Annotated in this window: 19 protein-coding genes; 10 read left to right on the top strand and 9 right to left on the bottom strand. The window is 61.3% G+C overall.

Features of this window, described 5'->3' with window-relative positions:
* Positions 1-1,065 (top strand): maleylacetate reductase, encoded by a 1,065-nt coding sequence (locus GN300_RS15215; RefSeq protein ID WP_063315016.1) that lies wholly within the window; start codon positions 1-3, stop codon positions 1,063-1,065.
* Positions 1,066-1,072: 7 nt separating this feature from the next.
* On the opposite strand, the gene GN300_RS15210 is transcribed toward GN300_RS15215, so the two are convergent.
* Entirely contained in the window at positions 1,073-1,594 is a 522-nt protein-coding gene (locus GN300_RS15210) for an Lrp/AsnC family transcriptional regulator (protein ID WP_058227650.1), read from the bottom strand.
* Between the two features lie 109 nt (positions 1,595-1,703).
* On the opposite strand from GN300_RS15210, the gene ald reads away from it, so the two are divergent.
* Both ald and GN300_RS15200 read left to right on the top strand, forming a co-directional pair.
* Entirely contained in the window at positions 1,704-2,804 is a 1,101-nt protein-coding gene (ald, locus tag GN300_RS15205; protein ID WP_063315017.1) for an alanine dehydrogenase, read from the top strand.
* 68 nt (positions 2,805-2,872) lie between these two features.
* Positions 2,873-3,748 (top strand): aldo/keto reductase, encoded by an 876-nt coding sequence (locus GN300_RS15200; protein ID WP_063315018.1) that lies wholly within the window; start codon positions 2,873-2,875, stop codon positions 3,746-3,748.
* On the opposite strand, the gene GN300_RS15195 is transcribed toward GN300_RS15200, so the two are convergent.
* The 3 genes from GN300_RS15195 to GN300_RS15185 form a co-directional block, all read right to left on the bottom strand.
* The gene (locus GN300_RS15195) at positions 3,749-4,999 is read right to left on the bottom strand and encodes an NADH:flavin oxidoreductase/NADH oxidase family protein (RefSeq protein WP_007734160.1); all 1,251 of its coding nucleotides are present in this window, start codon (positions 4,997-4,999) and stop codon (positions 3,749-3,751) included.
* 28 nt (positions 5,000-5,027) lie between these two features.
* Positions 5,028-5,531 (bottom strand): SRPBCC family protein, encoded by a 504-nt coding sequence (locus GN300_RS15190; protein WP_042920475.1) that lies wholly within the window; start codon positions 5,529-5,531, stop codon positions 5,028-5,030.
* Between the two features lie 72 nt (positions 5,532-5,603).
* Entirely contained in the window at positions 5,604-6,179 is a 576-nt protein-coding gene (locus tag GN300_RS15185; RefSeq protein WP_003945856.1) for a TetR/AcrR family transcriptional regulator, read from the bottom strand.
* An 85-nt stretch (positions 6,180-6,264) separates the two neighbouring features.
* Here GN300_RS15185 and GN300_RS15180 point away from each other — a divergent pair, with 85 nt between their 5' ends.
* The 3 genes from GN300_RS15180 to GN300_RS15170 all read left to right on the top strand — a co-directional run bounded on the left by GN300_RS15180 (position 6,265) and on the right by GN300_RS15170 (position 9,849).
* A complete protein-coding gene (locus GN300_RS15180; RefSeq protein WP_003945940.1) occupies positions 6,265-6,723 on the top strand; it encodes a PaaI family thioesterase in 459 nt (152 codons plus the stop codon).
* A 257-nt stretch (positions 6,724-6,980) separates the two neighbouring features.
* The gene (locus tag GN300_RS15175; RefSeq protein WP_003945451.1) at positions 6,981-8,282 is read left to right on the top strand and encodes a TrpB-like pyridoxal phosphate-dependent enzyme; all 1,302 of its coding nucleotides are present in this window, start codon (positions 6,981-6,983) and stop codon (positions 8,280-8,282) included.
* 142 nt (positions 8,283-8,424) lie between these two features.
* Entirely contained in the window at positions 8,425-9,849 is a 1,425-nt protein-coding gene (locus GN300_RS15170; RefSeq protein ID WP_063315019.1) for a PQQ-binding-like beta-propeller repeat protein, read from the top strand.
* Positions 9,850-10,491: 642 nt separating this feature from the next.
* Here GN300_RS15170 and GN300_RS15165 read toward each other — a convergent pair.
* The gene (locus GN300_RS15165) at positions 10,492-11,709 is read right to left on the bottom strand and encodes a CdaR family transcriptional regulator (protein ID WP_007734149.1); all 1,218 of its coding nucleotides are present in this window, start codon (positions 11,707-11,709) and stop codon (positions 10,492-10,494) included.
* A gap of 401 nt (positions 11,710-12,110) precedes the next feature.
* Here GN300_RS15165 and GN300_RS15160 point away from each other — a divergent pair, with 401 nt between their 5' ends.
* Positions 12,111-13,451: an MFS transporter gene (locus GN300_RS15160; RefSeq protein WP_063315020.1), complete on the top strand. Its 1,341-nt coding sequence runs from the start codon at positions 12,111-12,113 to the stop codon at positions 13,449-13,451.
* A 257-nt stretch (positions 13,452-13,708) separates the two neighbouring features.
* Positions 13,709-15,019 carry an FAD-binding oxidoreductase gene (locus tag GN300_RS15155; protein WP_003945449.1) on the top strand — a complete coding sequence of 437 codons (1,311 nt, stop codon included), beginning with the start codon at positions 13,709-13,711 and terminating at the stop codon, positions 15,017-15,019.
* A 163-nt stretch (positions 15,020-15,182) separates the two neighbouring features.
* Here GN300_RS15155 and GN300_RS15150 read toward each other — a convergent pair whose 3' ends face one another.
* Positions 15,183-16,055 carry an alpha/beta hydrolase gene (locus tag GN300_RS15150; RefSeq protein WP_020906257.1) on the bottom strand — a complete coding sequence of 291 codons (873 nt, stop codon included), beginning with the start codon at positions 16,053-16,055 and terminating at the stop codon, positions 15,183-15,185.
* Positions 16,052-17,278 (bottom strand): amidohydrolase family protein, encoded by a 1,227-nt coding sequence (locus tag GN300_RS15145; protein ID WP_233405647.1) that lies wholly within the window; start codon positions 17,276-17,278, stop codon positions 16,052-16,054. Before GN300_RS15145 ends, GN300_RS15150 begins: the two co-directional genes overlap by 4 nt.
* Before the next feature lie 98 nt (positions 17,279-17,376).
* Between GN300_RS15145 and GN300_RS15140 the strand changes: the two genes are divergently transcribed.
* Positions 17,377-17,940 carry a TetR/AcrR family transcriptional regulator gene (locus GN300_RS15140; protein ID WP_029254476.1) on the top strand — a complete coding sequence of 188 codons (564 nt, stop codon included), beginning with the start codon at positions 17,377-17,379 and terminating at the stop codon, positions 17,938-17,940.
* 245 nt (positions 17,941-18,185) lie between these two features.
* Positions 18,186-18,554 (top strand): cupin domain-containing protein, encoded by a 369-nt coding sequence (locus tag GN300_RS15135; protein ID WP_063315022.1) that lies wholly within the window; start codon positions 18,186-18,188, stop codon positions 18,552-18,554.
* A 26-nt stretch (positions 18,555-18,580) separates the two neighbouring features.
* Here the strand turns inward: GN300_RS15135 and recD are convergent, their stop codons facing one another.
* Together recD and GN300_RS15125 are read right to left on the bottom strand one after the other, a co-directional pair.
* Positions 18,581-20,449, bottom strand: coding sequence for an exodeoxyribonuclease V subunit alpha (gene recD / locus GN300_RS15130; protein ID WP_063315023.1), 1,869 nt, complete (start codon positions 20,447-20,449; stop codon positions 18,581-18,583).
* The gene (locus GN300_RS15125; RefSeq protein ID WP_063315024.1) at positions 20,446-23,763 is read right to left on the bottom strand and encodes a UvrD-helicase domain-containing protein; all 3,318 of its coding nucleotides are present in this window, start codon (positions 23,761-23,763) and stop codon (positions 20,446-20,448) included. The genes recD and GN300_RS15125 overlap by 4 nt, the downstream gene beginning before the upstream one ends.
* Position 23,764 lies beyond the last annotated feature (1 nt).

The following is a 23,764-nucleotide window of genomic DNA, read 5'->3' as shown; positions in this document are numbered from 1 at the left end:
ATGAAGCCCTTCTCGTACGACGCTTCACCGGCTCGAATTGTCTTCGGCCAAGGGATGATCGATACGATCGCCGAAGAAGTGCGGCGGCTCGGCCGTAGCCGAGTGATGGTGCTGGCAAGTCGTCGACTCGACGCGGTTGCCGCCGCGGTGACCGAATCTCTCGGCGACATGGCGGTGGCCCGCTTCGACGGCGCTTTGATGCATACTCCGATCGAAGTCACGACAGCCGCGCTGAGACTTGCCGAGAACCATCACGTCGACACGGTCGTCGCGATCGGCGGTGGTTCGGCAACCGGGTTGTCCAAGGCATTGGCACTACGAGCGGGGTTCGATCAGATCGTCGTTCCGACAACGTACGCGGGATCAGAAGTCACTCCGGTGTTGGGTGAAACAGAGAACGGACGCAAGACAACTCGCTCCTCTCCCCACATCCGACCGGAAACCGTCATCTACGACGTCGACCTCACTCTCGATCTGCCGCTGGATACCACCGTCACCAGCGCCGTCAACGCGATGGCGCATGCGGTTGAAGCGTTGTACTCCACCGAGTCCAACCCGATCACGGACTTGATGGCGATCGAGGCGATCTCCGGGATCGCCCGTGCGCTGCCGAGCATTGTCGATGATCCGAAAAATCTGGAAGGTAGGGCCGAACTACTGCAAGCAGCCTGGTTGGCCGGAACCTGCTTGGGCACGGTCGGTATGGGGCTTCATCACAAGTTGTGCCACACCCTCGGTGGCAGCTTCGGTTTGCCGCATGCTCCCACCCACACCGTTGTCCTTCCCCAGGCAATGGCGTTCAACGCGCCTGGCGTCCCGGAAGTCATGTCTCGAATAGCGACTGCCTTGGGTGTATCCGACGCCGCCACCGGCGTTTTCGACCTCGTCACCTCGTGCGGCGGACCGACCTCTCTGCGAGAGGTGGGAATGAGTCACGATCAGATCGGCCGTGCAGTCGAACTCGCGAACGCCGCCGCTTATCCGAACCCGCGTGAGATCACCCCGGCAGGCCTGAGCGAACTCCTCGAGAACGCCTGGTCCGGGCGTCGACCCGCCATCAGGTGAGAACGAATCAGGCAGTACCGCCTCGCGGCCTGACATGTTCGAAGATCAGAATCGTCTCGGTCGCAGCAACCGCCGGATGCGCCGAGAGATTGTTGACAACGAAGTCACGCAACTGCGCCGAATCCGTCGTTGCGACGTGCAGCATGTAGTCGTCGACACCGGCAACGAAGTACACGTTGAGCACCGAGTCCAGCTTGGCGAAATCGTCGCCGAGCCGGCTGAGGTGCGACCGTGCGTTGGCCTGCAGTCGAACTGCGATCATCGCCTGCAGATCCATTCCGAGAGCGGCGGGGTCGATGTCCGCATGGAATCCCCTGATCACGCCGTTGTCCACCAAGGCGCGCACACGTCCGAGGCATGTCGACGGCGCAATTCCCGCGATCGCGGCCAGCGCATTGTTCGGAATCCTCGCATCCTTCGCCAGCTCTTCGAGCAGAACCCGGTCGATCTCGTCCAACTTCATTGCTGCCCGAACATGCTTCGGCGAGGCAGCCGTCTGAATACCGATTTTTGAACTTTCACGCACCATACATACAGCGTAGAGAATTATCTTCACTTCTCTTCACTATCTGGCGACGAAACTTCATGCTTGGCACCTGCCATTCGAAGAAACAACAGACTCAGTTCGGAGCCGTGTCATGAAGGTCGGAATCCCCCGCGAGATCAAAAACCACGAGTACCGCGTGGCCATCAGCCCAGCAGGCGTCCACGAACTGGTCGGCCGAGGACACGAAGTCGTCATCGAAACGGGTGCAGGCGTCGGCTCCTCGTTCAGTGACGAGGATTTCAAGGCCGCGGGCGCGCAGATCCTCGGATCTGCCGATCAGGTCTGGACGGACGCAGATCTACTCCTGAAGGTCAAAGAACCTATTGCAGAGGAGTATTCGCGACTTCGTAAGGATCAGGTTCTCTTCACCTACCTGCACCTGGCGGCGTCGAAGGAATGCACCGACGCGCTCCTGACGTCGAAGACCACCTCCATCGCCTACGAAACAGTTGTCGGTTCCGACGGTTCACTGCCCCTCCTCGCCCCGATGAGTGAAGTAGCCGGACGCCTGGCACCGCAGGCGGGCGCCTATCACTTGATGCGTCACGGCGGCGGACGCGGAGTTCTGATGGGCGGCGTCCCCGGAGTGCGCCCCGCCAAGGTCGTGGTGATCGGTGCGGGAGTCTCCGGCAAGAACGCCATCGCCGTGGCCTACGGCATGCAAGCCGACGTCACCGTTCTCGACCTGTCGATCGCGCGCCTGCGGGAAATCGACGAGCTGTACCACGGCCAGGTCAAGACCATCACGTCCAACAGCCTCGAACTCGAACAGGCAGTACTCGACGCCGACCTGGTCATCGGCGCAGTGCTGGTCCCCGGGGCGAAGGCGCCGACTCTCGTCTCCAACAGCCTGGTGGCGCGTATGAAGCCGGGTTCTGTCCTGGTCGACATCGCCATCGACCAGGGCGGCTGCTTCGAGGATTCACACGCGACCACGCACGCCGATCCGACGTACCAGGTTCACGGTTCGGTCTTCTACGGCGTTGCGAACATGCCCGGAGCGGTCCCCCGTACGTCCACCTACGCACTCACCAACGCGACGCTTCCGTACGTCGTCGCCTTGGCCGACAAGGGGTGGAAGGACGCGGTCGCGACAGTTCCCGGCCTGGGGTCAGGTCTGAGCACACACAACGGCCTGCTCCTGTCCGACAGTGTTGCAGCGGCGCATGGGTACTCGGCTACCACTCTCTGACCCAGGCAGCTCTGACCCAGGCAGCTCTGACCCAGGCAAGGACAGCTCGAGATCGCTAGCCTTGATCCATGAGCATTCCTGACATCACGCTGAATTCCGGAACCACGATCCCGCAACTCGGCCTCGGAGTCTGGCAGGCCACCAACGACGAAACCGAGCATGCAGTACGGTTCGCACTCGACGAGGCCGGCTACCGGCACATCGACACCGCTGCCGCCTATGGAAACGAAGAGGGCGTCGGACGAGGTATCGCCAACTCGTCCGTCGCGCGAGAGGACATCTTCCTCACCACGAAGCTGTGGAATGCAGATCAGGGCTACGAGCCGGCGTTGAAGGCTTTCGACACCAGCATCGACAAGCTCGGCGTCGACTACGTCGATCTCTACCTCATCCACTGGCCTCTGCAGGACAACGACCGACTCCTCCGCACGTGGGACGCACTCGAAAAGATCGCGGAATCGGGCCGCGCCAAGGCAATCGGGGTGTGCAACTTCGAGCCGCATCATCTGCAGCTTCTCGTCGAACGCGGTGGATTGTTGCCCGCAGTCGATCAGGTGGAACTGCACCCGCACCTCACGCAGCAGGCCATTCGCGACAAGGCCGCCGAGCACGGGATCAAGGTCGAATCGTGGAGCCCACTCGGCGGTACCAGTAACGCAGGTTGGGGTAAGGCGTCCAAGCCCAACACCCTGCTCACCGACCCGATCATCACTCGAATCGGTGACCGCCACAGCAAGACTGCCGCGCAGGTCCTGATCCGTTGGCACCTTCAGAACGGCCTGATCGTCATCCCGAAATCCGTACACGATGCTCGAATCGCTCAGAACATCGACGTATTCGACTTCGAACTCACCGATCTCGACCTGAGCGAAATCGATACGCTCGACGACGGTACCCGCGTCGGCGCGCATCCCGATGAACTCAACATCGGTGCACCGAACTGATCAAGCCGCTCGTTTGGTGGGGCGAAGCGCATCGAATCCGTTTCGCCTCACCATCGTTCCGAGGGTCTTCCACCACGGCCGAGCCGGATCCGGCTCGCTTCCGTCGCCCATCCGGTGCAGCTGATCGGTATGCCACTGCAGGTCGAGTGCACCGTCGAGCATCGAGATGTCGGCAACCTTCCCCAACAACTTCCGCGCTCCGAACTCAACAGTCGGCACGGTCAATCGTTCCCGATCCGATTCCAGGAGAACGGTTGCCGCGTCGGGGATCGTGATCGTCGGCCGGCCGAGGCCGATCACGTCGCACGCGCCGGAAGCCAGTGCCTCGACCATCGCCGATCGCGAGCGGAAGCCGCCGGTGACCGCCAAGGGAATGTCGCCGGCAATCGCTCGGACTGTCTCGGCGTACTCGAGGAAATATGCCTCTCGATCGCGAGTGCTCTGCTTCTGCGCTTTACCCATCATGGCCGGCGATTCATAACTGCCACCGCTGATCTCGATGAGATCCACCGACTCTTCGGTCAACGCGCGCACTACTTCTCGCGACTCGTCTTCCGAGAATCCACCTCGTTGGAAATCAGCCGAGTTGAGCTTGACCGAGACCGCGAATCCCGGAGCAACGGCAGAGCGTATGCGCCGAACGATCTCGATCAGAAAGCGTCGTCGACGCTCAGGATCTCCACCCCACTCGTCCGTCCGCTGATTGGACAAGGGCGAAAGGAACTGCGCAACAAGATAACCGTGCGCTGCGTGTATCTGCACGCCCCCGAAGCCGGAGGACTCGGCGACGCGAGCGGTTTCCGCGAACTTGTCGATGATCTCGTCGATCTCAGCGGTCGAGAGTTCTCGCGGCGTCGCCATTCCCGGAATCTTCAGCGCGATCGCGCTCGGGGCGACCGGTCTACCTCTGCTGGCAATCGGGTTGGATTGCCGCCCTGGGTGGTTCAGCTGCATCCAGATCTCGGCGCCGCCGTTCTTGGCGGTCTTGGCCCAGGCAGTCAGTGCTTCGGCATCACGATCGTCGTCGACGACGACATTACCCGGTTCGGCGATCTGCGATCGATCGACCATGACATTGCCGGTGATCAGCAAACCGAACCCGCCACTGCCCCAACGACCGTACAGCGTTTCCAAGCGAGTGGACGGTCCATGAGTGCGGTCACCCAGAGCCTCGCTGAGCGCAGCTTTCATGGTCCGATTCCGCAGGATCTGCCCGCAGGGCAAAGTCAACGATTCTCCGAGTGTGGTCATGGATGCCTCTCGTATGAAGGGAAGAAAGTCAATGGCGTGGCGCAGAACCGAAGTGCCGCTTGGTATCGCGCACGAAGCTCGAGAAGATCAGTGAGTTGACCGGTAGCCCGCCACGCACCGCGAGCGACAGCTTCGGACGCGGCGAGAATGCAAAATTCCACTGCAGTCTCGAACCCACTGCGAGCTCATCGACGCGGTAGTCCTCCGCGAAGGATTGGAACAGCGGAACATTGGACTGTTCGACGTAAAACGAGTGCCGACGCGTTTCGTCGTCCCAGGTGATGAACTTTTCGCGCATCTGCATCGCACCACCGCCCACCTCCGCGATTCGGCGCGTGCCGACGCCGTAGGGGCGCGGCGAGGTGTAGTGCACTTTGGTGAGCAGCCGGCACCACGACAGCGGTTCGTCCGCGGTCAGACCAGCCCAGACGTCATCCGGTTCGGCGGTGAGGTCGATCGAGTACGTGAAGATATGCGGTGCCGTGTCGAAGAAATCGACACCGACCGGTTCGAGGTCGAACCAATGTGTCATCGCCTACTCCTGCCCAATTAGCCGTTACATGAAGTTACGGATACTTGACGACCGAAGTCAACCCCCGAAGGCTCAGCCGGACCAAGCCTCAGAACGAGAGAGCCCCTGCAGTGAAGCGATGACCTGTTCGAGCGGCTCGATACTTCGAGTCGTCTGGCACACCGCCACCGCACCTTCGACCGACGTGATCGTCAGGTTTGCCATCGATTTTGCCTGCACTGCAGGATAACCCGCAGTTTCGAGTTGCGATTCGATCAACTTCTGCCATCCCAGCATGACCTCAGCCGACACTTCCGCGACTTCTGGCTCACTGGCACGCGCCAACCCGCCGGCAATCACCGGGCAGCCGATCGCGAAGTCCGAGCGTGTGAGATTGAGTCGCCAGATGTCTCCGACCGCTTCGATCACGTCGGCCGTGGAACCGGTAGCCGCAGCCGAGCTGATCCGTCTGGTGATGATCGCACCGGCCGCGCGCACGGCTTCGACCATCAACTCGGTCTTACCGCCAGGAAAGTGGTGGTAGATCGACCCACGGGGTGCGCCGCTGTGCTTGATGACGTCGCTGAAGGACGTCGCGTCGACACCGTTGCGGCTGATCAGTTCAACCGCACTGCGAATCATGCGATCACGTGAGCTCAGCTCTGCCATGTCACAGATCCTTCGGCCGTCGGTACACCTGTCGACTCATACGCTACGTTATGTATGACGACCTACATAGTGATGGGATGAAACAATGAGTGACGAGACAACCGCGACCGTCGATCCGGCGCAGATGACAGGCCTCGAACTTCTCCGCTGGATGGGAACCCAGGTCAACGACCGACCCAGCATCGGACGCCTCCTCGGCATGGAGATGCGCGAGGTCAACGAGGGATCCGTCAGCTTCGCCCTGACCCCGCGCGCCGATTTCAGCAACCCGCTCGGCACTGTGCACGGCGGCATCTGCGCAACGCTGCTCGACTCGGTCATGGGCTGCGCGGTACACACGATGCTTCCCGCGGGCGTCGGCTACACGACCCTCGAACTCAAGCTCAACTACATCCGCACTGTGCCTCTCGACGGTGACGAGCTGACAGCCCACGGCAGTGTCATTCACGTGGGCGGGCGTACCGCGACGGCAGAGGGCAAGGTCTTGGACAAGAACGGCAAGTTGGTGGCGCACGGAACTACGACGTGCATGATTTTCCGCTGAGCCGACGGAGGATGGCGAAAATGTAGCCGCGCCCGACGTGAGCAGGGTGCGAGTGCCGATGTACGATCGGCTCGTGACCCTGCTCACTGCGCACCTCTGGTGGCCCGACCGCTGACGGTCAGCCGCAACTGCGTGCTGCCCGGACCGATATCGGGTGGTCCAGCAGGCTCCTCTCAGGATCCCCGATCCGGCAAATGCCGTACGCGTCGTCGCTACGACCGCCAAGATCAGGTACCGAATCCACGAAGGAGAGTTAGTTGACCACCACCCCACTCAACCGTTCGCTCGAGCCTTTGGGCGTCTCCATCCCGTCGAAAGTGCCGACGCACTGGTACAACCTGGCGGCTGACCTCCCCGAGCCTGTTCCCCCGCACCTGCATCCGGGCACTCGTGAGCCGCTCGGCCCCGAGGACTTGGCGCCGCTGTTCCCGATGAACCTCATCGCGCAGGAAGTCGCAACCGAGCGCTACATCGAGATCCCGGAGACGGTTCGCGAGATCTACGGCATGTGGAGGCCCTCTCCCTTGTTCCGCGCGCACCGACTCGAGCGCGCTCTGGGCACACCTGCCCGCATCTACTACAAGTACGAAGGCGTGAGCCCGGTCGGTTCACACAAGCCGAATACTGCTGTCGCGCAGGCTTACTACAACGCAATCGAGGGAACCACCAAGCTCACCACCGAAACCGGTGCGGGACAGTGGGGTGCGTCGCTGTCGTTCGCGGGCGCGCTGCTCGGACTCGACGTCGAGGTATGGCAGGTTCGCTCGTCCTTCGATTCGAAGCCGTACCGACGCATCCAGATGGAGGCGTACGGCGGAATCTGTCACCCGTCGCCTTCGGACCTGACGGAAGCCGGACGCGCACTGTTGAAGTCGCATCCCGACACCACCGGCTCGCTCGGTATGGCCATCAGTGAGGCCGTCGAGGTCGCTGCGCAGGATCCGAACACGCACTACTCACTCGGTAGCGTGCTGAACCACGTCATGCTGCACCAGACCGTGATCGGTCAGGAAGCAATGGTCCAGCTCGAAGAAGCCGGCGACGCCGTCCCCGACACCGTGTTCGGTTGCGCCGGTGGCGGTTCCAACCTCGCCGGACTCACCTTCCCGTTCCTGGGACGAAACCTTCGCGAAGGCACCAAGACTCGTCTGGTCGCCTGCGAGCCGTCGGCATGCCCGTCCCTCACCCAGGGCGAGTACCGCTACGACTTCGGTGATGTCGCCGGCCTGACGCCGCTGCTCAAGATGCACACTCTGGGTAAGGATTTCGTACCGCCGGCCATCCATGCCGGTGGCCTCCGCTACCACGGCATGTCGCCGATGGTCTCGCACGCGGTCAACCTCGGACTCATGGATGCAATTGCCGTCGATCAGGACGACGCACTCCAGGCAGGTCTGATTTTCGCCCGCGCCGAAGGAATCATCCCGGCTCCGGAATCAACCCACGCGGTTGCCGGCGCTATCGCTCACGCCCGTGCCGTCACCGAACCCGAGGTGATCGTGATCGGGCTGTCCGGCAACGGTCAGTTGGATCTTCCGGCGTACTCGCCTTACGTCTGACGCCGTCGGTGTGGTGGTCTCGTGCGTACGAGGCCACCACACTTCGTCACACCGAGCACGTGGGCTCGATCTCGCGATCGACATCGTGCCGGCCGTCCGCGAAACGAACCGATCAGTTTGATCGATCGGTTACGGTCTTTCGATGCAGCTTCGGTTGAAGGAACATTGGAAACTGGTCGCACTCGGACTGGCATTGCTCGTGGCGATCGCGTTCATCGTCGTATCGGTAATCTCCGACTCCAGTGATGCGGCATGGCCGAAGCAGAAGACAGGCGGTCCGATCGTCGAGCAAGGCGTTGTCGACGTAGACCTCTCCGATCCTCCGCAACAAGCCTGGGAACTCGATGTCCGAGCGCTCACGGACAACCCCGGGGACGTGCTGCTGTCGATGCCTTCCACGCTCGATAGCTACTACGGCTACGGCAACACGTACCAAGTCGGTGACGTGCTGGTGGCCGCGACTGCTTATCCGCTTCCCAAGACCGACGAGTCTTCGTCGAGTCAGGGAGTCGGTGCCGTCACACTCGTCGGGGTGAATCCCGACGACGGAAATCCGCTGTGGAAAACGCGAATCGGCGGAGTCATCGGCCAGTGCAGTCAGCAGAACGAATCCACGATCATCGCGTGCTGGGGCGATCGACGGATGATCTTTGTCGATACCGCGACCGGAACTCTGATGTCCGACCTCGGAACCGACTTCGATCTCAATGGCGCCACCATCGCCGGAGACACCGTGTACACGTCCGGCGAAAGGATGGACGGAACGGTTCGAACACGAATTCTTGCCAGCGGCACCACAACCAATTTGACGGCCAACTTCGTGCGTACCTTCGAACCAAGTGAGAAGTTCGGGGCCGTCTACACGGTCCCTCACACCGACACTGTCATTGCGATGGAACAGGGCGACGGCGGGGACCCGCAGTACCGCTATCGAATCTACGATCTGCAGTCCGGCGCCGAACGATTCCGATTCGAGGGCGATTCGCTTGTCCCTACCGGGAACGGATTGTTCCTCACCAGTGTCGGCGGCCGGTCGGGATATGCCGGAACCCAAAACCTCTTGGCTTCCGACGGATCCACGATTCGTGCGATACCGATTCCCTCGTACTCATCGTCGTCCTACCCGAGTAAGCCCTCGACGGCGGTGCCGATGTTTCTCGGCGACGGCGCCTACGATCCGGAGTCGGGTGACGAACTCTGGCGCAGTTCACAAATCGTCAACACCGCGACGGCCGGGACAGGAAGCACCATCGCCGCAGTGGTAGGAAAAACAATCCTCGTCACGTCGCCGGAGACCCGCACAATCTCGGGTCTCGACGTCGAGAGTGGCCGACAACTGTGGCAAACACCCTGGCAAGACGCGTACTGGGTTCGAAGCGGTGCGACTGATGGCGATCACTTCGTCTTCAGCGACTACACCGGCATGCATTCGATCAGGGCTCGCGACGGAAAGATGATGTGGTCGGTCCCCCTTCCGCCAGAGGTCGATCCGCGCGGAGTCGTCGTCTCGAATGCCGGCAAAAACGTGTCGTTCTCCTGGCAAAACCACTTCACCGTTTGGCGATAGGCCGGCAACATCACCGGTTCAGTGTCGTACTGACCAGCCGGCTCAGCAACCAGCAAATGGATAGACGTACAGCCTCGATGGCCACAATCCAGTCTGGCGCGTTTGTTCAATTTCGGGGGAACGATCTCGAACAACTGCATGTATCTCCGCGACTCCGACTTCGGAAAGATCAGACCAGACCTGCGGTGAAGGGGTGCATACGAATCGCACCGACTCAGGTATCTGATCCAATCCAACCATAAAGGGAGCCAACGGGAATGGACGCTAGATCCCCTGTTTGCAGTCGGCAACAAATAGTCCAGTTCGCGCGCGAACATCTGCGTACCGGGGGACCGAACTCAGACCAAATTCGTCGTCATTTCGGTTTGCAAAAACGCGCCTTCTTCACACAGCTCGACACCCATCTCGACGATTCTGCACTTTCAATGCCCGAAAAAGTTGCGCTCCGCCGCATCTGCCGACAAGAAAATAGAAGATGCCCGATCAAACGTATGAACGTCTCAGCAGGTCAAGCCAACCCACCCCGGCCGATGTACGACGCGCTTCCTTTCCCACCCCGGAATCATCCCGCTTGACGATCGAAAGCCGCCAACTACGTTGAGCCGCTTGATTCTTCCGCAGTCCCCTCTTCTCGGATCGGGATCATCGGAGATCCAACAGCCGCGCGACTTTCAGGCTCAAATGCAAGGCCAACCGGTCGTCGCCGTTTGCCAAGTCTGCTCGTGTTATCTCCTGAATTCGCCGCAAGCGATAGTACAAGCTCCCTCGATGCACACAGAGCGCCTCTGACGTTCGCTTTACGTCACCGGCATTGTCCAAAAAACTCTCCAGCGTCGCGAGAAGAGCCTCACTTTTCGAGTCCTCATGGCTGAGCAAGGACTGCAAACCTGAGTGAATACTGTTCTCGAGTCGATCCTCCGACAGTTCGGCCAGAAGTCCGTAGACGCCGAGATCCCGATAACGCACAACATTTCCGAGCACCTTGACGACCTGGGCCACATCTGCGGAACGTCTGGACTCTTCGTAGGATTCGCGCACGTGTGCAACCGAGGTTCGCGGTTCACCGATACCGACCCAACATTCGATGTTCTGGCGCCCACTTTCAGACAAGACTCGCTCCCGGGCTGCCACGATCAGCGAGACCAGATGGGTTTGAGTCGAGCGTTCGGCCACCGATACGATCAACAGACTGTGGTCGGGGCGGTCGAGTTGGATTGCACTGTTCCGCGGGAGCCTCCGACGAAGCTGATCGACGCCGACGGCAACACTCAGACGATCTCTTTCGGTCAATGTCGACTGGTCGCCAGGACGGAGCAACACAGTGACCACGACTGCTGGACCCGCAGCCAACAAGCCCTCCTCGGCCAACCTGTTTGCCGCGTCCTCGCGCAGCGACCGCTCGCCCGACAGGACGTCTCGAGTAAGTTCCCGCTCCCGACTTCGGGACAACTCGTCCAGCAACTGTTCGCGGTGGAGGATCATCGCTGCCGCATCAGCCGTGCGCCTCAAGACCTCGGCTTGATCCTCGTCAACTTCGCCCTCCGAAGTCAACAGCCAGACGAAGCCCAGCAGCGCATTGCGGTATCGGATCGGCATCCCGACCCGGCCAAGGGTCAGCCCTAGTTCTTCGTTGACGGGAACAGTGAAGAGATCGAGGGCTTCACGGCCTCCACTCGCGTAGATGAAGTCTACGATCTCGCGTGAAACATTCCGCTGTAGAACGGAATTCATTCTGACTGAATCGACGGCACTGTCATGCGAGTTGTACGCGAGCAGACGAATCTGTACATCATCGATCGCAACGGAACGGTCCAGTCGGCGCCCGGTAGTGTCCACCAAATGCTGCAGTTCTCCGACCATGGTCGAACTGTACGAGCCCCCTCTCCGGTTTGCAACATATGCCCAAATTTCTACGTAGAAAATTGAACACATGACAGTGATGCAACTAACTTTTGCACCATAGGCTCGCTTCATGCCAAGCACCCGAGACCCGTGACGTCTTCACTCGGTCCGCAAACCGGCAGAAGTGGCAGCGACGAGATCTGTTGCAGCCGTGGGATTTGCGTAATGGGGAGCGAGGCCGGCCGGCACGATCTCCCTCAGACGAAGTCGCCTCCGACCCGAAATCGACAAACGACCTTCGGTCGCCAGTTCAACATCGAATCCCACCGACCTCTTTCAATGTCGAATACCTCGAATGACATCGGTGACCGTGATATCGCAAAGCCGTTGCCATTCAGCATATCCCGAGAGGAATCATCATGACCGGCACAGCAAATGCTCCTGTAGAGCATCAAACCGAGACGTCACCCGGACGTCGATCGGCACGCCGTAGGGCCCTGATTGCCGGCGCGACAGGCAACATCGTCGAATGGTTCGATTTCACGATCTACGGTTTCACTGCCGCAGTTCTCGCGACAGTGTTCTTCCCTCCGGAGTTCGGCAGTGGCGCACTGCTTGCCACCTTCGCTCTTTACGGAGTCGCATTCTTGGCCAGACCTGCCGGCGGCATATTCTTCGGAAGACTGGGTGACCGCCTCGGCCGACGGAGGTCACTGTCCCTGGCAATTACGCTCATGGGCTGCTCGACGGCGGCAATCGGTCTCCTACCGACGTACGCTTCGATCGGTGTTGCCGCACCGCTGTTGCTGCTGCTGTGCCGATTGGTTCAAGGATTCTCGGCCGGGGGCGAATACACCGGAGCTGCCACCTTCGTCGTCGAGCATGCGCCGTCCCACCGCCGAGGCTTGTACGCAGGGATAATCAGCTCTTCGTCATTTGTCGGCAGCATCTTGGCCACGGTCACAGTCTTGTCATTCAGCTCGGTCGGCGCTGAGCACTTCGCCGACGGAGGATGGCGTTGGCCGTTCATCATCGGAGGCGTTGTCGCCATGGTGGGCCTGTTCATGAGGCTTGCCGTCGAGGAGACTCCGGCGTTCAAGGAAATGCAAGAAAACGATTCCCTTCCAACCCGCCCACTCGCAGATCTGTTCCGCAATCACTGGCGGACTCTGCTCACGTCCTTCGTGTACTTCGCCTCGCTCGGTGTCGTTACTCATATGCTGCTCGGCTACATGCCGACATTTCTGATTCTTTCAGCCGACGTTTCGAGCACGGTGGCACTGCTGATGACAACCGGCGCTTTGGTTCTCGCAGTCCCGCTGTTCATCTTCTTCGGCGCCACGGTCGACCGAATCGGCCGGAGACCTCTTGTCAGAATCGGCATGGTGATGTCAGTTTTCGTTTCGGTGCCCAGCTACATGCTCATCGGCACCGGAAACATTTTCGCGATTGCCATTGCACTGGCTGCTCTGGTCATCGCGCTTTCCCTACTCGCGTCCGCTTTGCTCGTAATCCTCGAAATGATGCCGACGCATGCTCGATTCACCGGCACGGCAATCCCCTACAACATCGCATATGCACTTTTTGCAGGGACCGCTCCTCTGGTGTGCGCAGCACTGGTCAACGCCACTGGAAGCGATCTGTCGCCTGCCTTCTATGCGACCGCCATCGCTTTGATCGCGCTTCCCATTCTGTGGCGAGGGATTCCGGAAACGAAAAACTGGTCTGCCACGCAGGGCAGCCCGACGAAACATTTCTGACAACGGACGCGCCACGGCTGTAATTTTTTGCGCAGCTGTCGATAGCGTTCCGATGGCCGCCACGAGAGAGTTGAGGACGACGAACACCTCTGGACTTTCAGGTGCCAAATTCATTAAGGCAGAGCCGAATCCGAGAAGTCGGGATGAAGCTCTCCAGAGGAAGTCGACGGCGTCGGAATTACCAGAACCCAAGCTTGCCGGATCGAACAGCTGTGCTTTCGATCCGGCGAAGCCATCAGTAGAAAGAGAGGCCGAAAGTGCCTACCGACAAGACCGATGCAGTTGTGGTCGGAGCTGGAGTGATCGGCAGCTCCATCGCCTACGAACTGGCCGCTCGAGGTTACGAAGTCCTGGTCATCGACAAGTCTGGTGGTCCGGGCTACGGCTCGACCAGTGCATCCAGTGCGGTTATCCGGTTCAACTACTCCACATTCGACGGTATGGCTGCGGCTTGGGAGTCGCTGCATTGCTGGCAAAACTGGAACGAGCATCTCAACGCGACAGTCGACGGCGCGCTTGCGAAGTTTCGGCAATGCGGGATGGCACTGCTCGACGTCGACGTCGCGCCCCACGCGCGCACGATCGGATTATTCGAGAAGATAGGAATCGATTACCAGCTTTGGGACGCAACGACACTCGTCGAGAAGATTCCCGGTATCGACGCCGGCAAATACTATCCTCCGAAGCCAGTCGACTCGGAGTCCTTCTTCGCAGATGCCGAAACCACGCTCGGCGCGCTGTACACACCTCAGGCGGGGTTCGTCGACGACCCGCAACTGGCCGCCGCGAATCTTGCTGCGGCAGCACGTTCGCACGGTGCGGTTTTCGCATACAACACGCGTGTAGTGGCAGTCGAGCAGTTGCCTGACGGCATCTGGCAGCTAGGGCTCGACGACGGGGAAAGTGTGAAATCCAAGATTGTCGTCAATGCCGCCGGCCCCTGGTCAGGAGCGTTCAACAAGCTGTCGAACGTCGGGGCCGACTTCAAGGTTTCGGTTCGGCCCTTGCGCCAGGAAGTTCATCACGTCACCGCACCCACTGGCTACAACGACGACGAGATCCTCGGCCCGATGATCGCCGATTTGGATCTCGGAACCTACATGCGAGCCGAACCTGGAAACGGTTTCCTTGTCGGCGGAACCGAACCGGATTGCGATCCGCTCGAGTGGATCGACGACCCTGATACCGCCAACCCGAATCGCACTGTTGCCCGGTTCGAAGCGCAGGTTTTCCGCGCCGCCAGGCGTTTCCCCACCCTGGAGGTCCCGTCACAACCGAAAGGTATTGCCGGCGTGTACGACGCAGCATCCGACTGGACCCCGATCTATGACAAGACAGACAGGCAAGGTTTCTACGTCGCCATGGGCACCAGCGGGAACCAATTCAAAAATGCGCCCATCGCTGGGCGCCTCATGTCCAGGATCATCGACCAGGTGGAAGCTGGACACGATCACGACGCTGATCCCCTGACCTATGTCGGGATGCACACCGGGCTCGAAATCGACCTCGGCGCATTCTCCCGCCTTCGGGCACCCAATGCCGAGTCGACCGGGACGGTCATGGGTTAGAAGTCTTGTCCGGCTTGGAGAATCGATAGCCGCGACAACTGAATAGACACGGCTGTGGGTGTCCACTACGTGGTGGACACCCACAGCCGACTTCTCCTTCAACGGCGTCTACGGAAAATCGCCCTAGAACGTGTCAGCGGCACATCGCCTCCGGGACGGAGAGCTAACGTGCATGGCAGCTCTTCAAGTAGCTCAGGAACGATGCCTGCAGCCCGGTTACGTGCGTCTCGTGCAACAACGCGGTCGAAACATCCTGCGACCGTCCCTTGCCATGCAACTGCTCCACGACGGCGAGAACGTTGCGTGACAGTCCGCGATAGATCGGAATGGGTCCAGTCAGTTCGGCTTCGTTCAGCGTGACGTGCAGCTGCGGAACAACTGAGCCCACGCCACGCTCGGGCAGTGCCTCGACCAGTGTGTGGATCTGGCTGTCGGCGTTCACAACTCCGGGACTACCCGCACCGAAGGTCGCGAATGGGGGCGCGTCGCGCAGCCATGCGTAGAGGGCGAAAAGGCCTCCGTACGAGTACCCGAAGAGTCCGTGCCCGGACTCGCTGACACGTAGCTCCGACGAGTACAGGCGAGGGTGGAGTTCGTTGGTCAGGAAGTCGAGGAAGACGTCCGCGTGGGTGTCTGCCAGCTCCTCGAGGTAGGCGTCCACATACTCCTGGGTCATTGCACCCGAGTCGCGAGCAGCGGCAAGAGTGGCCGTCATTTCGTCGCCTACCGGTTCCCCGGGCGGCACGAGATCGCGGTTGCGTAGTCGTGCCCAGTTGGCAGCTTCTTCACCGGCATAACCGACGCTGACCTGGATGTACGGGGCGATCGTCAGATACGGGTCTGCCTGCGTGACGATGAGCGGGGCGGTAAGACCTACAGCCCAGTTGCCGTCCATCACGTATATCAGCGGTAAGGGATCCGTGGAGTCCGCGTAGCCGGGGGGTGTGGTCACCCAGATGCCGTAGCTGTACCCCGACTTCGCCGTTATTTCGAAGTACTCCGTGTCTGCAAAACATCCGTGCAGCATTGCGCTCATCGAACCTCTCCCTTCACTACGTGGCCGGCCTTCACGACGAGAACAGCCATGTCCGGATCGGCGAACACCTTGGCGTCGTGGAGCGGGTCTTGCTGCCAGGCGACCATGTCCGCCTGCATTCCGACGCGGATAGTTCCAACGGTGTCCCCGATACCGAGGATGTCGGCGTTGACGCTGGTGGCCGATACGAGAGCATGCATCGGCGACTCCAACTCGGCCCGCAAGCGCAACTCCTCGCCTCGGCGCTGCTGGTGCGGCCCGATGAGGTCCGAGCCCAGGCCGATCCTCAGGCCTGCTGCGCGAGAGACCGCGAGTGCCGAGGCCATGCGTTGACATACTCCGGCGGCGCGGTCTCGTATTGCAGGGTCCAGGTCCATGCTCTCGGTGTCCGTCAACTGCTCGACCACGGCGAAGGTAGGGACCAGAGCCACGTCATGCTCGCGCATCAGCTGGGCGGTCTCTTCGTCGATGTCGGTGCCGTGTTCCACGCACCGGACACCGGCTCGCACCGCGTTGCGAATGCCCGCATTGTTGTGCGCGTGCACCGTGACGTAGGTGCCGCGCGACGCTGCTTCTTCCACTGCCACGGAGATTTCCTCGACGGTGAACTGTGTGTCGGTGAGGTGGTCATGGCCTCCGACGACACCGCCGGTGACGCACAGTTTCAGAAATGTTGCGCCTCGGCGGAACGACTCGCGCACGTTGCGTCGTAGCTCGTCGGCATTACCCGACATCAAGGACAAGGCGCAGAGCCCTGGAATGTGGTGCATGTTCCACAGCTCGGTCGGCTCCCATGCGGCCCCGTAGTAGCCGTGTCCACCGGTCTGGCACTGCACAGGACCGCACGAGAGGACACGCGGACCACGCACCTTGCCGCTCGCGATAACGTCGACGACTCCGCCGTCGATGCCACCGACGTCTCGCACCGTGGTGAAGCCCGCGTCGAGGGCATCGCCCGCGGTGGCGAAGATGCCCGCAGCCAGTTCGGCTGCCGAGAGCTCAAACCCGAATTGCCTTCGGATCGGACTCGAAATACCCAGGTGGACATGAGCATCGATCAGCCCCGGAGTCAGAAGCATGCCGTCCAAGTCAACTGTCGTCGAACCCGACGGCGCCTGTCCGATCGCGGTGACAATGCCGCCACTCACGCACACGTCGACTTCGACCGGGTCGGTGCCCGATCCATCCGCGACCATGCCGCCGGCAAACCATACGTCAGTCAAAGGGACCTCCCGAGCATTGGAAACCACTCTCCTAAACACTGGTGAATTCGATATGCGGTACCGTACTCAACAGTGGTGAACCCGTCAATGGAGGTAGCGTGAGATCGCCGGTTGGGGAGGGTCGAGAGCGACTGTTACAGGCGCTGTTCGACGAGTTCGGTGAAACCGGCCCGAGTCCGAAGCTGTCGATGCGCCAAGTAGCGGAGCGACTCGGCGTGCACCACACGCTTCTGACCTATCACTTCGGATCACGACCAGGTCTCCTCAGCGCCGTACTGTCGGAAGCGCGCCGCCGTGACAACCTCGTCATCGCCGCGATGGGCAAAGATCTCGGATTCGCGGCCCTGTGCAGGGCGATCTGGAGTTTCTACTCGAACGCCGAGCATGAAGATCGAAGCCGCACCTTTTTTCACCTGGCCGGACTTGCGGTGTACGAGCACAAAGCATTTCAAGATTTCGCCGCCGACCTCGACGACTTGGCTCATCTCCTTGAAGCGGCAGCCCTTCGCGAAGGATTCACAGTGGTGGATGCAAAGCAGCAGAGCATCATCGCAACCGCATGTCTGCGAGGACTGTTGTTGCAGAGGTTGCTCACCCCCGACGCCGAGGTCGACGCGGCAGCCGAGCGCTTCATCACCTCGTTGACAGCGTCCACCACGTAAGGCCTCACAACCGATCACCCTCGTTCGAAATCACCGACGCGGGGCCGTTTGCCATTGGCTCGGTCACGTTTCGGCGTGAGACGGGTCTCTGAACCCCGGTTGAATGATGGCCGATCGCACTTTCGACATCTGTACGAGCGAAGTGCCGAAAGATGCGACAAGTGAACCTATCCCGACCCAGCAGACACACGACATCATCGACAAGTCCGATGATTCACATGAGTTTCGAAAGTCAGGATTGAATTGTGACCATTACCTTCCGTGCCGCAGAGTTGAACAGCGCAAGTGGGATCTTCCAGCAAGCACTGCTCGGCCAACCCAGTGCAGAGCCACTCGGCGGAGACATCATCACTCGTGCAGATGTCGAGTTCACCAGTGCCGACGGCCGCATTCAATCCGGAGTCTGGGAGAGCGAACCGGGAAAGTCGCGGTGGGAGTTCCTCACCCGCGGCGAGATCATCACCATCGTCTCCGGCGCCATGACCGTCGAGGAGGACGACGGCGATCCCGTACATCTCGTTGCCGGTACGAGTGCAATCTTCCCGATCGGATGGAAGGGTACGTGGACGGTCACCGAGACCGTACGCAAGGTGTTCGTCGTATACAACGTATGACCGAGAGAATCCGCAACATCCGACTTTCACGGCCCGTCGTACGGACGGATCTCACGACGCAGCCCACTTGCCCTGAGTACCTGTCGCTGCACTCCCGCCCTCACGGAATCCTCGGTGCCGATTACTCTCACATGGTTTCTGGCGCGAGTGATCGCCGTGTACAACAACTCCCGAGTCAGCAGTGACGACGCCTCGGCCGGCAACATCACCGATACGGTGTCGTACTGGCTGCCCTGGCTCCGGTGAATCGTCATCGCGTAAACCGTCTGCACCGACGAGAGTTGGCTCGGGTGAATCAGAAACGCATCACTGCCCCGCTGGAATGCGGCAATAGGCACGCCATCCTCACGCTGCACGATCACCCCGGCGTCCCCGTTGTAGATCTTCGCCTCGTAGTCGTTGGCCGTCACGAGCAGCGGTTGGCCCGGATACCACCGCGTCGGGTCAAGAAACTGCCCTGATGCCGTGCCGACCCACTCCATCGCCTGCTGCGCCCACCTCCCGACACCGTACGGTCCGTCACGGTGGGCGCACAGAAGGCGGTGCGATTCCAAGCCTTTCAGCGCGCCGATCGCATCACCCACCTCGGCCGACGCAGTCACCACCTCTGAACTCGCAACGATGTCGGCGCGCAATGCGTCAACATCCTCGGGCGAATGGAAGGAGACGGCGGGATCACCGCTGCGCAGGATACGCAGAACCTCAGCGGAATCTCCCGCTCGAACTGCCGTGGCCAACGACGCGATGGTTCCGTCGAAGCGGCGCCCGCGTGAGAGTTGAATGATCCCGCCCCGCAGACGATCCTGCTCATCCGCACTCAATGCCTCTTCGGAACCAGTGGCCGTGAGATCGTCACCCACCAACTGTGTCAGCGTCGGATTTCCACTGACGTTTACCGGGCGGGCGACAAGATCAGCAAGAACAGCGCCCGCGTCGACTGAGGTCAACTGATCGGGATCGCCGACGAGCAGTAGCCGGGCATCGGGGCGAACGGCTTCGAGCAGGCGCGCCATCAACGTGAGGGAGACCATCGACGTCTCGTCGACGACGACCACATCGTAGGGAAGTCTGTTGGTCGCATTGTATTTGAAACGACTCGAACTCCCCCGCTGCCAACCGAGTAGGCGGTGCAGGGTCATGGCCGCGAGTTCTTCGGGAAGGCCAAGGCTCGCGGTCTGCTCACGTACGGACTCCTGCAGCCGTGCTGCGGCTTTACCCGTCGGTGCGGCCAGACCGATGCGAGCATTCGAACCCAGTTCCTCCGACAGGAGAGCGAGAATACGTGCGACCGTATGGGTTTTGCCGGTTCCGGGCCCACCGGCGATGACGGTGGTCCACTGTGTCGCGGCGAGAGCAGCTGCTATCCGTTGACGATCCGGCGCGATGGTCGGCCCGTTCTCGTCGACGAACAGCGAATCCAGCCGCGTTCGGACCGCTTTCAGGTCGGCGGGCGGCCACGTGGACGCCCGCTCGTCGAGCACTCGCCGAATCGTCTGCTCCTGCAGAAAATATCGATCGAGGTAGAGGAGTTCACCGTCGTCCGTGTCGACCAACCGGAGCGGTCTGAGAGGTCCGGCGTTTCCGCCGATCACCAGAGGGCTCAGCCGAAGGGCGGCAACGATCTCCGACGGTTCGGGCCACGGCAACGACGTGAGTTCCTCCTCCGTCGCATTGTCGACGCTCACGTCACGCATCCGTTGCAGATCGAGGCACACCGAACCTGAGCGCACAGCGCGGACCGCCAACGCTGCGGCCAGCATCACCTCGTCCGACGTTTCACCGCCCAGGCTGCACACTCTCGTCGCGACATGAACATCGGCGGCAACCAGAACCCCGGCTTCGTTGAAGATTCGCACGATCCCTTTGGCGCGCTGCGCCAATTGCGCCTCGGTCATCGAATCTTCTCCCCTACTGTGTGGGACGCATCAAGACCGGCCAGCAGATCCGATAGTTCAACCGTCAGCTGAGCAGGCGGTTTCCATTCGAAGACACCGCATTCCGGCGGGCTGTCCGGGCCGAGCATCCCACGCACGAATTGATACTGCGCGCCCCCGAGATGACGGTGCGGATCGTAGTCGGGCAGGCGCCACCGCAGATACCGATGCAGTGCAACCGAATACAGCAGTGCCTGCAGCGGATAGTGCGAGCGCATCATCTCCGTCGCCATGAGTTCACGCGTGTAGTTGGCAGCCGTCAGATCGCCGCGACCGATCCGGTTGGTCTTGTAATCGACGATCACGAACGACGGGCCCGGGATCCGCAAGACTGCGTCGATACTGCCCGTCAGGAATCCGCGCATCGGTGACGTCTCGACACGGTCCAGATAGTCGGCGTACGACGCCAGAATGTCGTCGGAGGAAAGGTGGCGCCTCAACAGTTCCGACACTCCGCGGAGTGTGACACTCATCGACACCGGATCGTCGCCACCGGCCAGTGGGAGTTCGAAATCGAGTTCGGGAAGACGATCTTTCGGCGCGATCGTGGCCAAGGTTCCGAATCCCAAGGGAGTCTGCATCACCAGATACAGCGCATCCGCGAGTGCTTCGGAGTCGACCTCGGCCGCCCGAACCGAGACCGCCTCGGCGCAACGCATCCCGAGTTCCGCTCTCAGATCTGCCGCAGCCGTGTCCACCACCTCGAGCACCTCATGCACCAGCGTGCCGAATGCGGCGCCCGCGGGAAGTCCGTTCATGGGTGAAGGGAACGCCTCCAGGGGCGAGGGGGTAATGCTCCCGAGGTCTACGGAATCCTCTGGCTCGTCGTCTTTTTCGGGATCCTCGACCTCGCTGCCCGTGGTCGTGACCGCGTGGTGCGCTCCGGCGGTGAGTGCCGAGTACGACGTACGACGCCACAGAGTGTCCAGGTCTCGATCGAAACGCGCCGCGGCCAGTTCGGTCACGTCCGCAGCCGCTCTGGACCAGTGGACGGGCGAGGGCGGATGGGGACCAACAGGTTCCACCGAGATCACGACGGACGCTGCTGCCGGCCAGGTTGCGAGCCGTGCTGCGGTTGTACCGTCGTCGAGCACCTTCACTACCCGAGCAGGTTCGGCGATGCCGGGAGTACGTCCGAGCATCAACCGGTGCAGCGGCGAGCGGGAGGTCCCGTAGCTGGGTGCCCACCAGAGCACGAGTTGGCACTGCGCCCGGGTCAGCGCCACGTACAGCAGCCGCAGTTCTTCGCCCGCTTCTTCGGCCTCCGCAACAGTCTTTCTGGCGTTGTACCCCGGGCCTTCCTGCCCGCCGACGTCGAGGATGCGGCGTCCCTCCGGGTCGTGCAACAGCTGCGTCGGCGAGTTGAAGCCGCCAACGCTCTCCCAACTGAACGGGACGTAGACGATCGGGAACTCGAGCCCTTTGGTGGCATGCACCGTAGCGATTTGCACTGCGGCAGCGTCACTGTCGAGGCGGCGGCTTCGGTCGGTGGCGCTCCCGGACGTCGGGTCCTTGATCCGATCGGAAAGCCAGCGAACCAGTGCGCTCAACCCGAACGCTTCCTCGGTCGCGACGCGACCGAGGAGTTGTGCGACGTGCCGCAGATCGGTGAAATCTCGTTCGCCGGACGGGGCCGCGAGTACACGCTTCTCCAGATTTGTTTCGGCAGAGATTCTTTCGAACACAGCCGCAAACCCGACGCGTGCGAACAGCCCGGAATAGGAGCGCAGTTGACCTGCAAGTTCTGCAACGACGTTGTCGCCGTCCTTGTCCAGTTCTTCGGAGGTGCGCCCGAAAATCGGCGAGAGGGCCGTCAACCGGACACGATCGGAGCGATGGGGCTGCTCGATCGCCTGCAACAGCCACAGCCACTGGGTCGCACTGGGTGTCGCGAAAACACTGGACCCTCCGGTCAATACGGAAGGTACACCGACGGCATCGAGAGCATCGCGGATCATCGCCACGTGCTTGTGGGTGCGCACCAACACCGCGACGTCTCCCGGTTCGACCGGGCGTGGAACACCGTCGACTGCCAAGCGGGCATCGCCGCCCAGGAGCGCGACCACGTCTGCTGCGACGTCGTCCGCGACGCGACTGCGAAGTCTGCCTACGGCCGGAAATCCCGAACGATTGAGCGGTCCGACTCCGGTACGGGGCAGATGGCGTACACGCATCGGCACCGGGCCGAACAACCGAGACTTCTTGTGCGAAGCCTCCACTGGATGCGCGACGATGCCTTCGTTGCCGAGTGCGGCACCACCGTAGAGGTGTTCGAGTGCCGCCAACAACCCTGGGTCGCTACGCCAATTGGTGGTCAACTCCTGGTGCGCATCCGCCTGATCGACCGCATCGAGATAACTCAGGACTTCTGCCCCGCGGAACGCATAGATGGCTTGTTTGGGATCACCGACCAGGACCAGGGTGGTGTGACCGTGGAAGGCCAACCGCAGAATGTCCCACTGCAACGGATCGGTGTCCTGGAACTCGTCGATCAGCACGACCTTGAACTTCTCGCGCACCCGACGGCACGCGACGGGGCCGTATTCCGGATCGGTCAATACGCCGTGCAACAGCGTCAGCAGATCGTTGAAGTCGCGAATTCCTTTGGTCCGCTTACGTCGTTCGACCTCGAGGCGAGCTGCCGCCGCGAACAGGACTCGCTGACCGGGGGCGGTCTCCTCCTCGCCGTCGGGTTCGAGAATTGCCTGACCATCGCCGACTGCGCTTCGGGCAATAGCCAGCGCGTCCTTCGTGGAAAACGGTGGAGACGAGTCCGTCCGGCTGTAGCGGCTGAGGTACAAATCCGAGACGACCTCACTGATCAGGTCGTCAACCGACTCCACAAAAGTTGTGTCCGGTTCGCGTTCCCCGGCGATGCCCAGCCCGTCGAGCATCCTCTGACAGAAACTGTGGGTGGTCGTGATGGTGCCGGCGTCGTACTCCGCGAGAGCGCGCAGGAGTCGGCGACGCCGCACGCCGATCTCCTCGTCGTCAGCTGTGGCGAGGTACGCCACCAGATCATCATCCGACCGCCTCGCCGCCACTGGGTCAGCCAGTGCTGCGGACACTCCGGCGAACCTCTCCCTGGCACGCTCACGAAGTTCCTGAGTGGCGGCCCGGCTGAATGTCACCAGCAGAACTTGCGAAATGTCAGCGAGACCTTCGGCTACACAACGGGTCGCGAGTCCGACGATCGCGTAGGTCTTGCCAGTTCCGGCGCTCGCTTCCAACACCGTGGTGCCGGTCGGTAGTGGCCCCAAAAGGTCGAAGTCCACG

Source organism: Rhodococcus sp. Ni2, assembly GCF_021352185.1.
GTDB lineage: Bacteria > Actinomycetota > Actinomycetes > Mycobacteriales > Mycobacteriaceae > Rhodococcus_F > Rhodococcus_F qingshengii.
This window is presented reverse-complemented; position numbering and strand designations above follow the sequence as displayed.

What these genes read in the sequence shown, in the direction of transcription:
- GN300_RS15215 (WP_063315016.1), top strand. Translation starts at nt 1, where the DNA reads ATGAAGCCCTTCTCGTACGACGCTTCACCGGCTCGAATTGTCTTCGGC.
- GN300_RS15210 (WP_058227650.1), bottom strand. Translation starts at nt 1,594, where the DNA reads ATGGTGCGTGAAAGTTCAAAAATCGGTATTCAGACGGCTGCCTCGCCG.
- ald (WP_063315017.1), top strand. Translation starts at nt 1,704, where the DNA reads ATGAAGGTCGGAATCCCCCGCGAGATCAAAAACCACGAGTACCGCGTG.
- GN300_RS15200 (WP_063315018.1), top strand. Translation starts at nt 2,873, where the DNA reads ATGAGCATTCCTGACATCACGCTGAATTCCGGAACCACGATCCCGCAA.
- GN300_RS15195 (WP_007734160.1), bottom strand. Translation starts at nt 4,999, where the DNA reads ATGACCACACTCGGAGAATCGTTGACTTTGCCCTGCGGGCAGATCCTG.
- GN300_RS15190 (WP_042920475.1), bottom strand. Translation starts at nt 5,531, where the DNA reads ATGACACATTGGTTCGACCTCGAACCGGTCGGTGTCGATTTCTTCGAC.
- GN300_RS15185 (WP_003945856.1), bottom strand. Translation starts at nt 6,179, where the DNA reads ATGGCAGAGCTGAGCTCACGTGATCGCATGATTCGCAGTGCGGTTGAA.
- GN300_RS15180 (WP_003945940.1), top strand. Translation starts at nt 6,265, where the DNA reads ATGAGTGACGAGACAACCGCGACCGTCGATCCGGCGCAGATGACAGGC.
- GN300_RS15170 (WP_063315019.1), top strand. Translation starts at nt 8,425, where the DNA reads ATGCAGCTTCGGTTGAAGGAACATTGGAAACTGGTCGCACTCGGACTG.
- GN300_RS15165 (WP_007734149.1), bottom strand. Translation starts at nt 11,709, where the DNA reads ATGGTCGGAGAACTGCAGCATTTGGTGGACACTACCGGGCGCCGACTG.
- GN300_RS15160 (WP_063315020.1), top strand. Translation starts at nt 12,111, where the DNA reads ATGACCGGCACAGCAAATGCTCCTGTAGAGCATCAAACCGAGACGTCA.
- GN300_RS15150 (WP_020906257.1), bottom strand. Translation starts at nt 16,055, where the DNA reads ATGAGCGCAATGCTGCACGGATGTTTTGCAGACACGGAGTACTTCGAA.
- recD (WP_063315023.1), bottom strand. Translation starts at nt 20,449, where the DNA reads ATGACCGAGGCGCAATTGGCGCAGCGCGCCAAAGGGATCGTGCGAATC.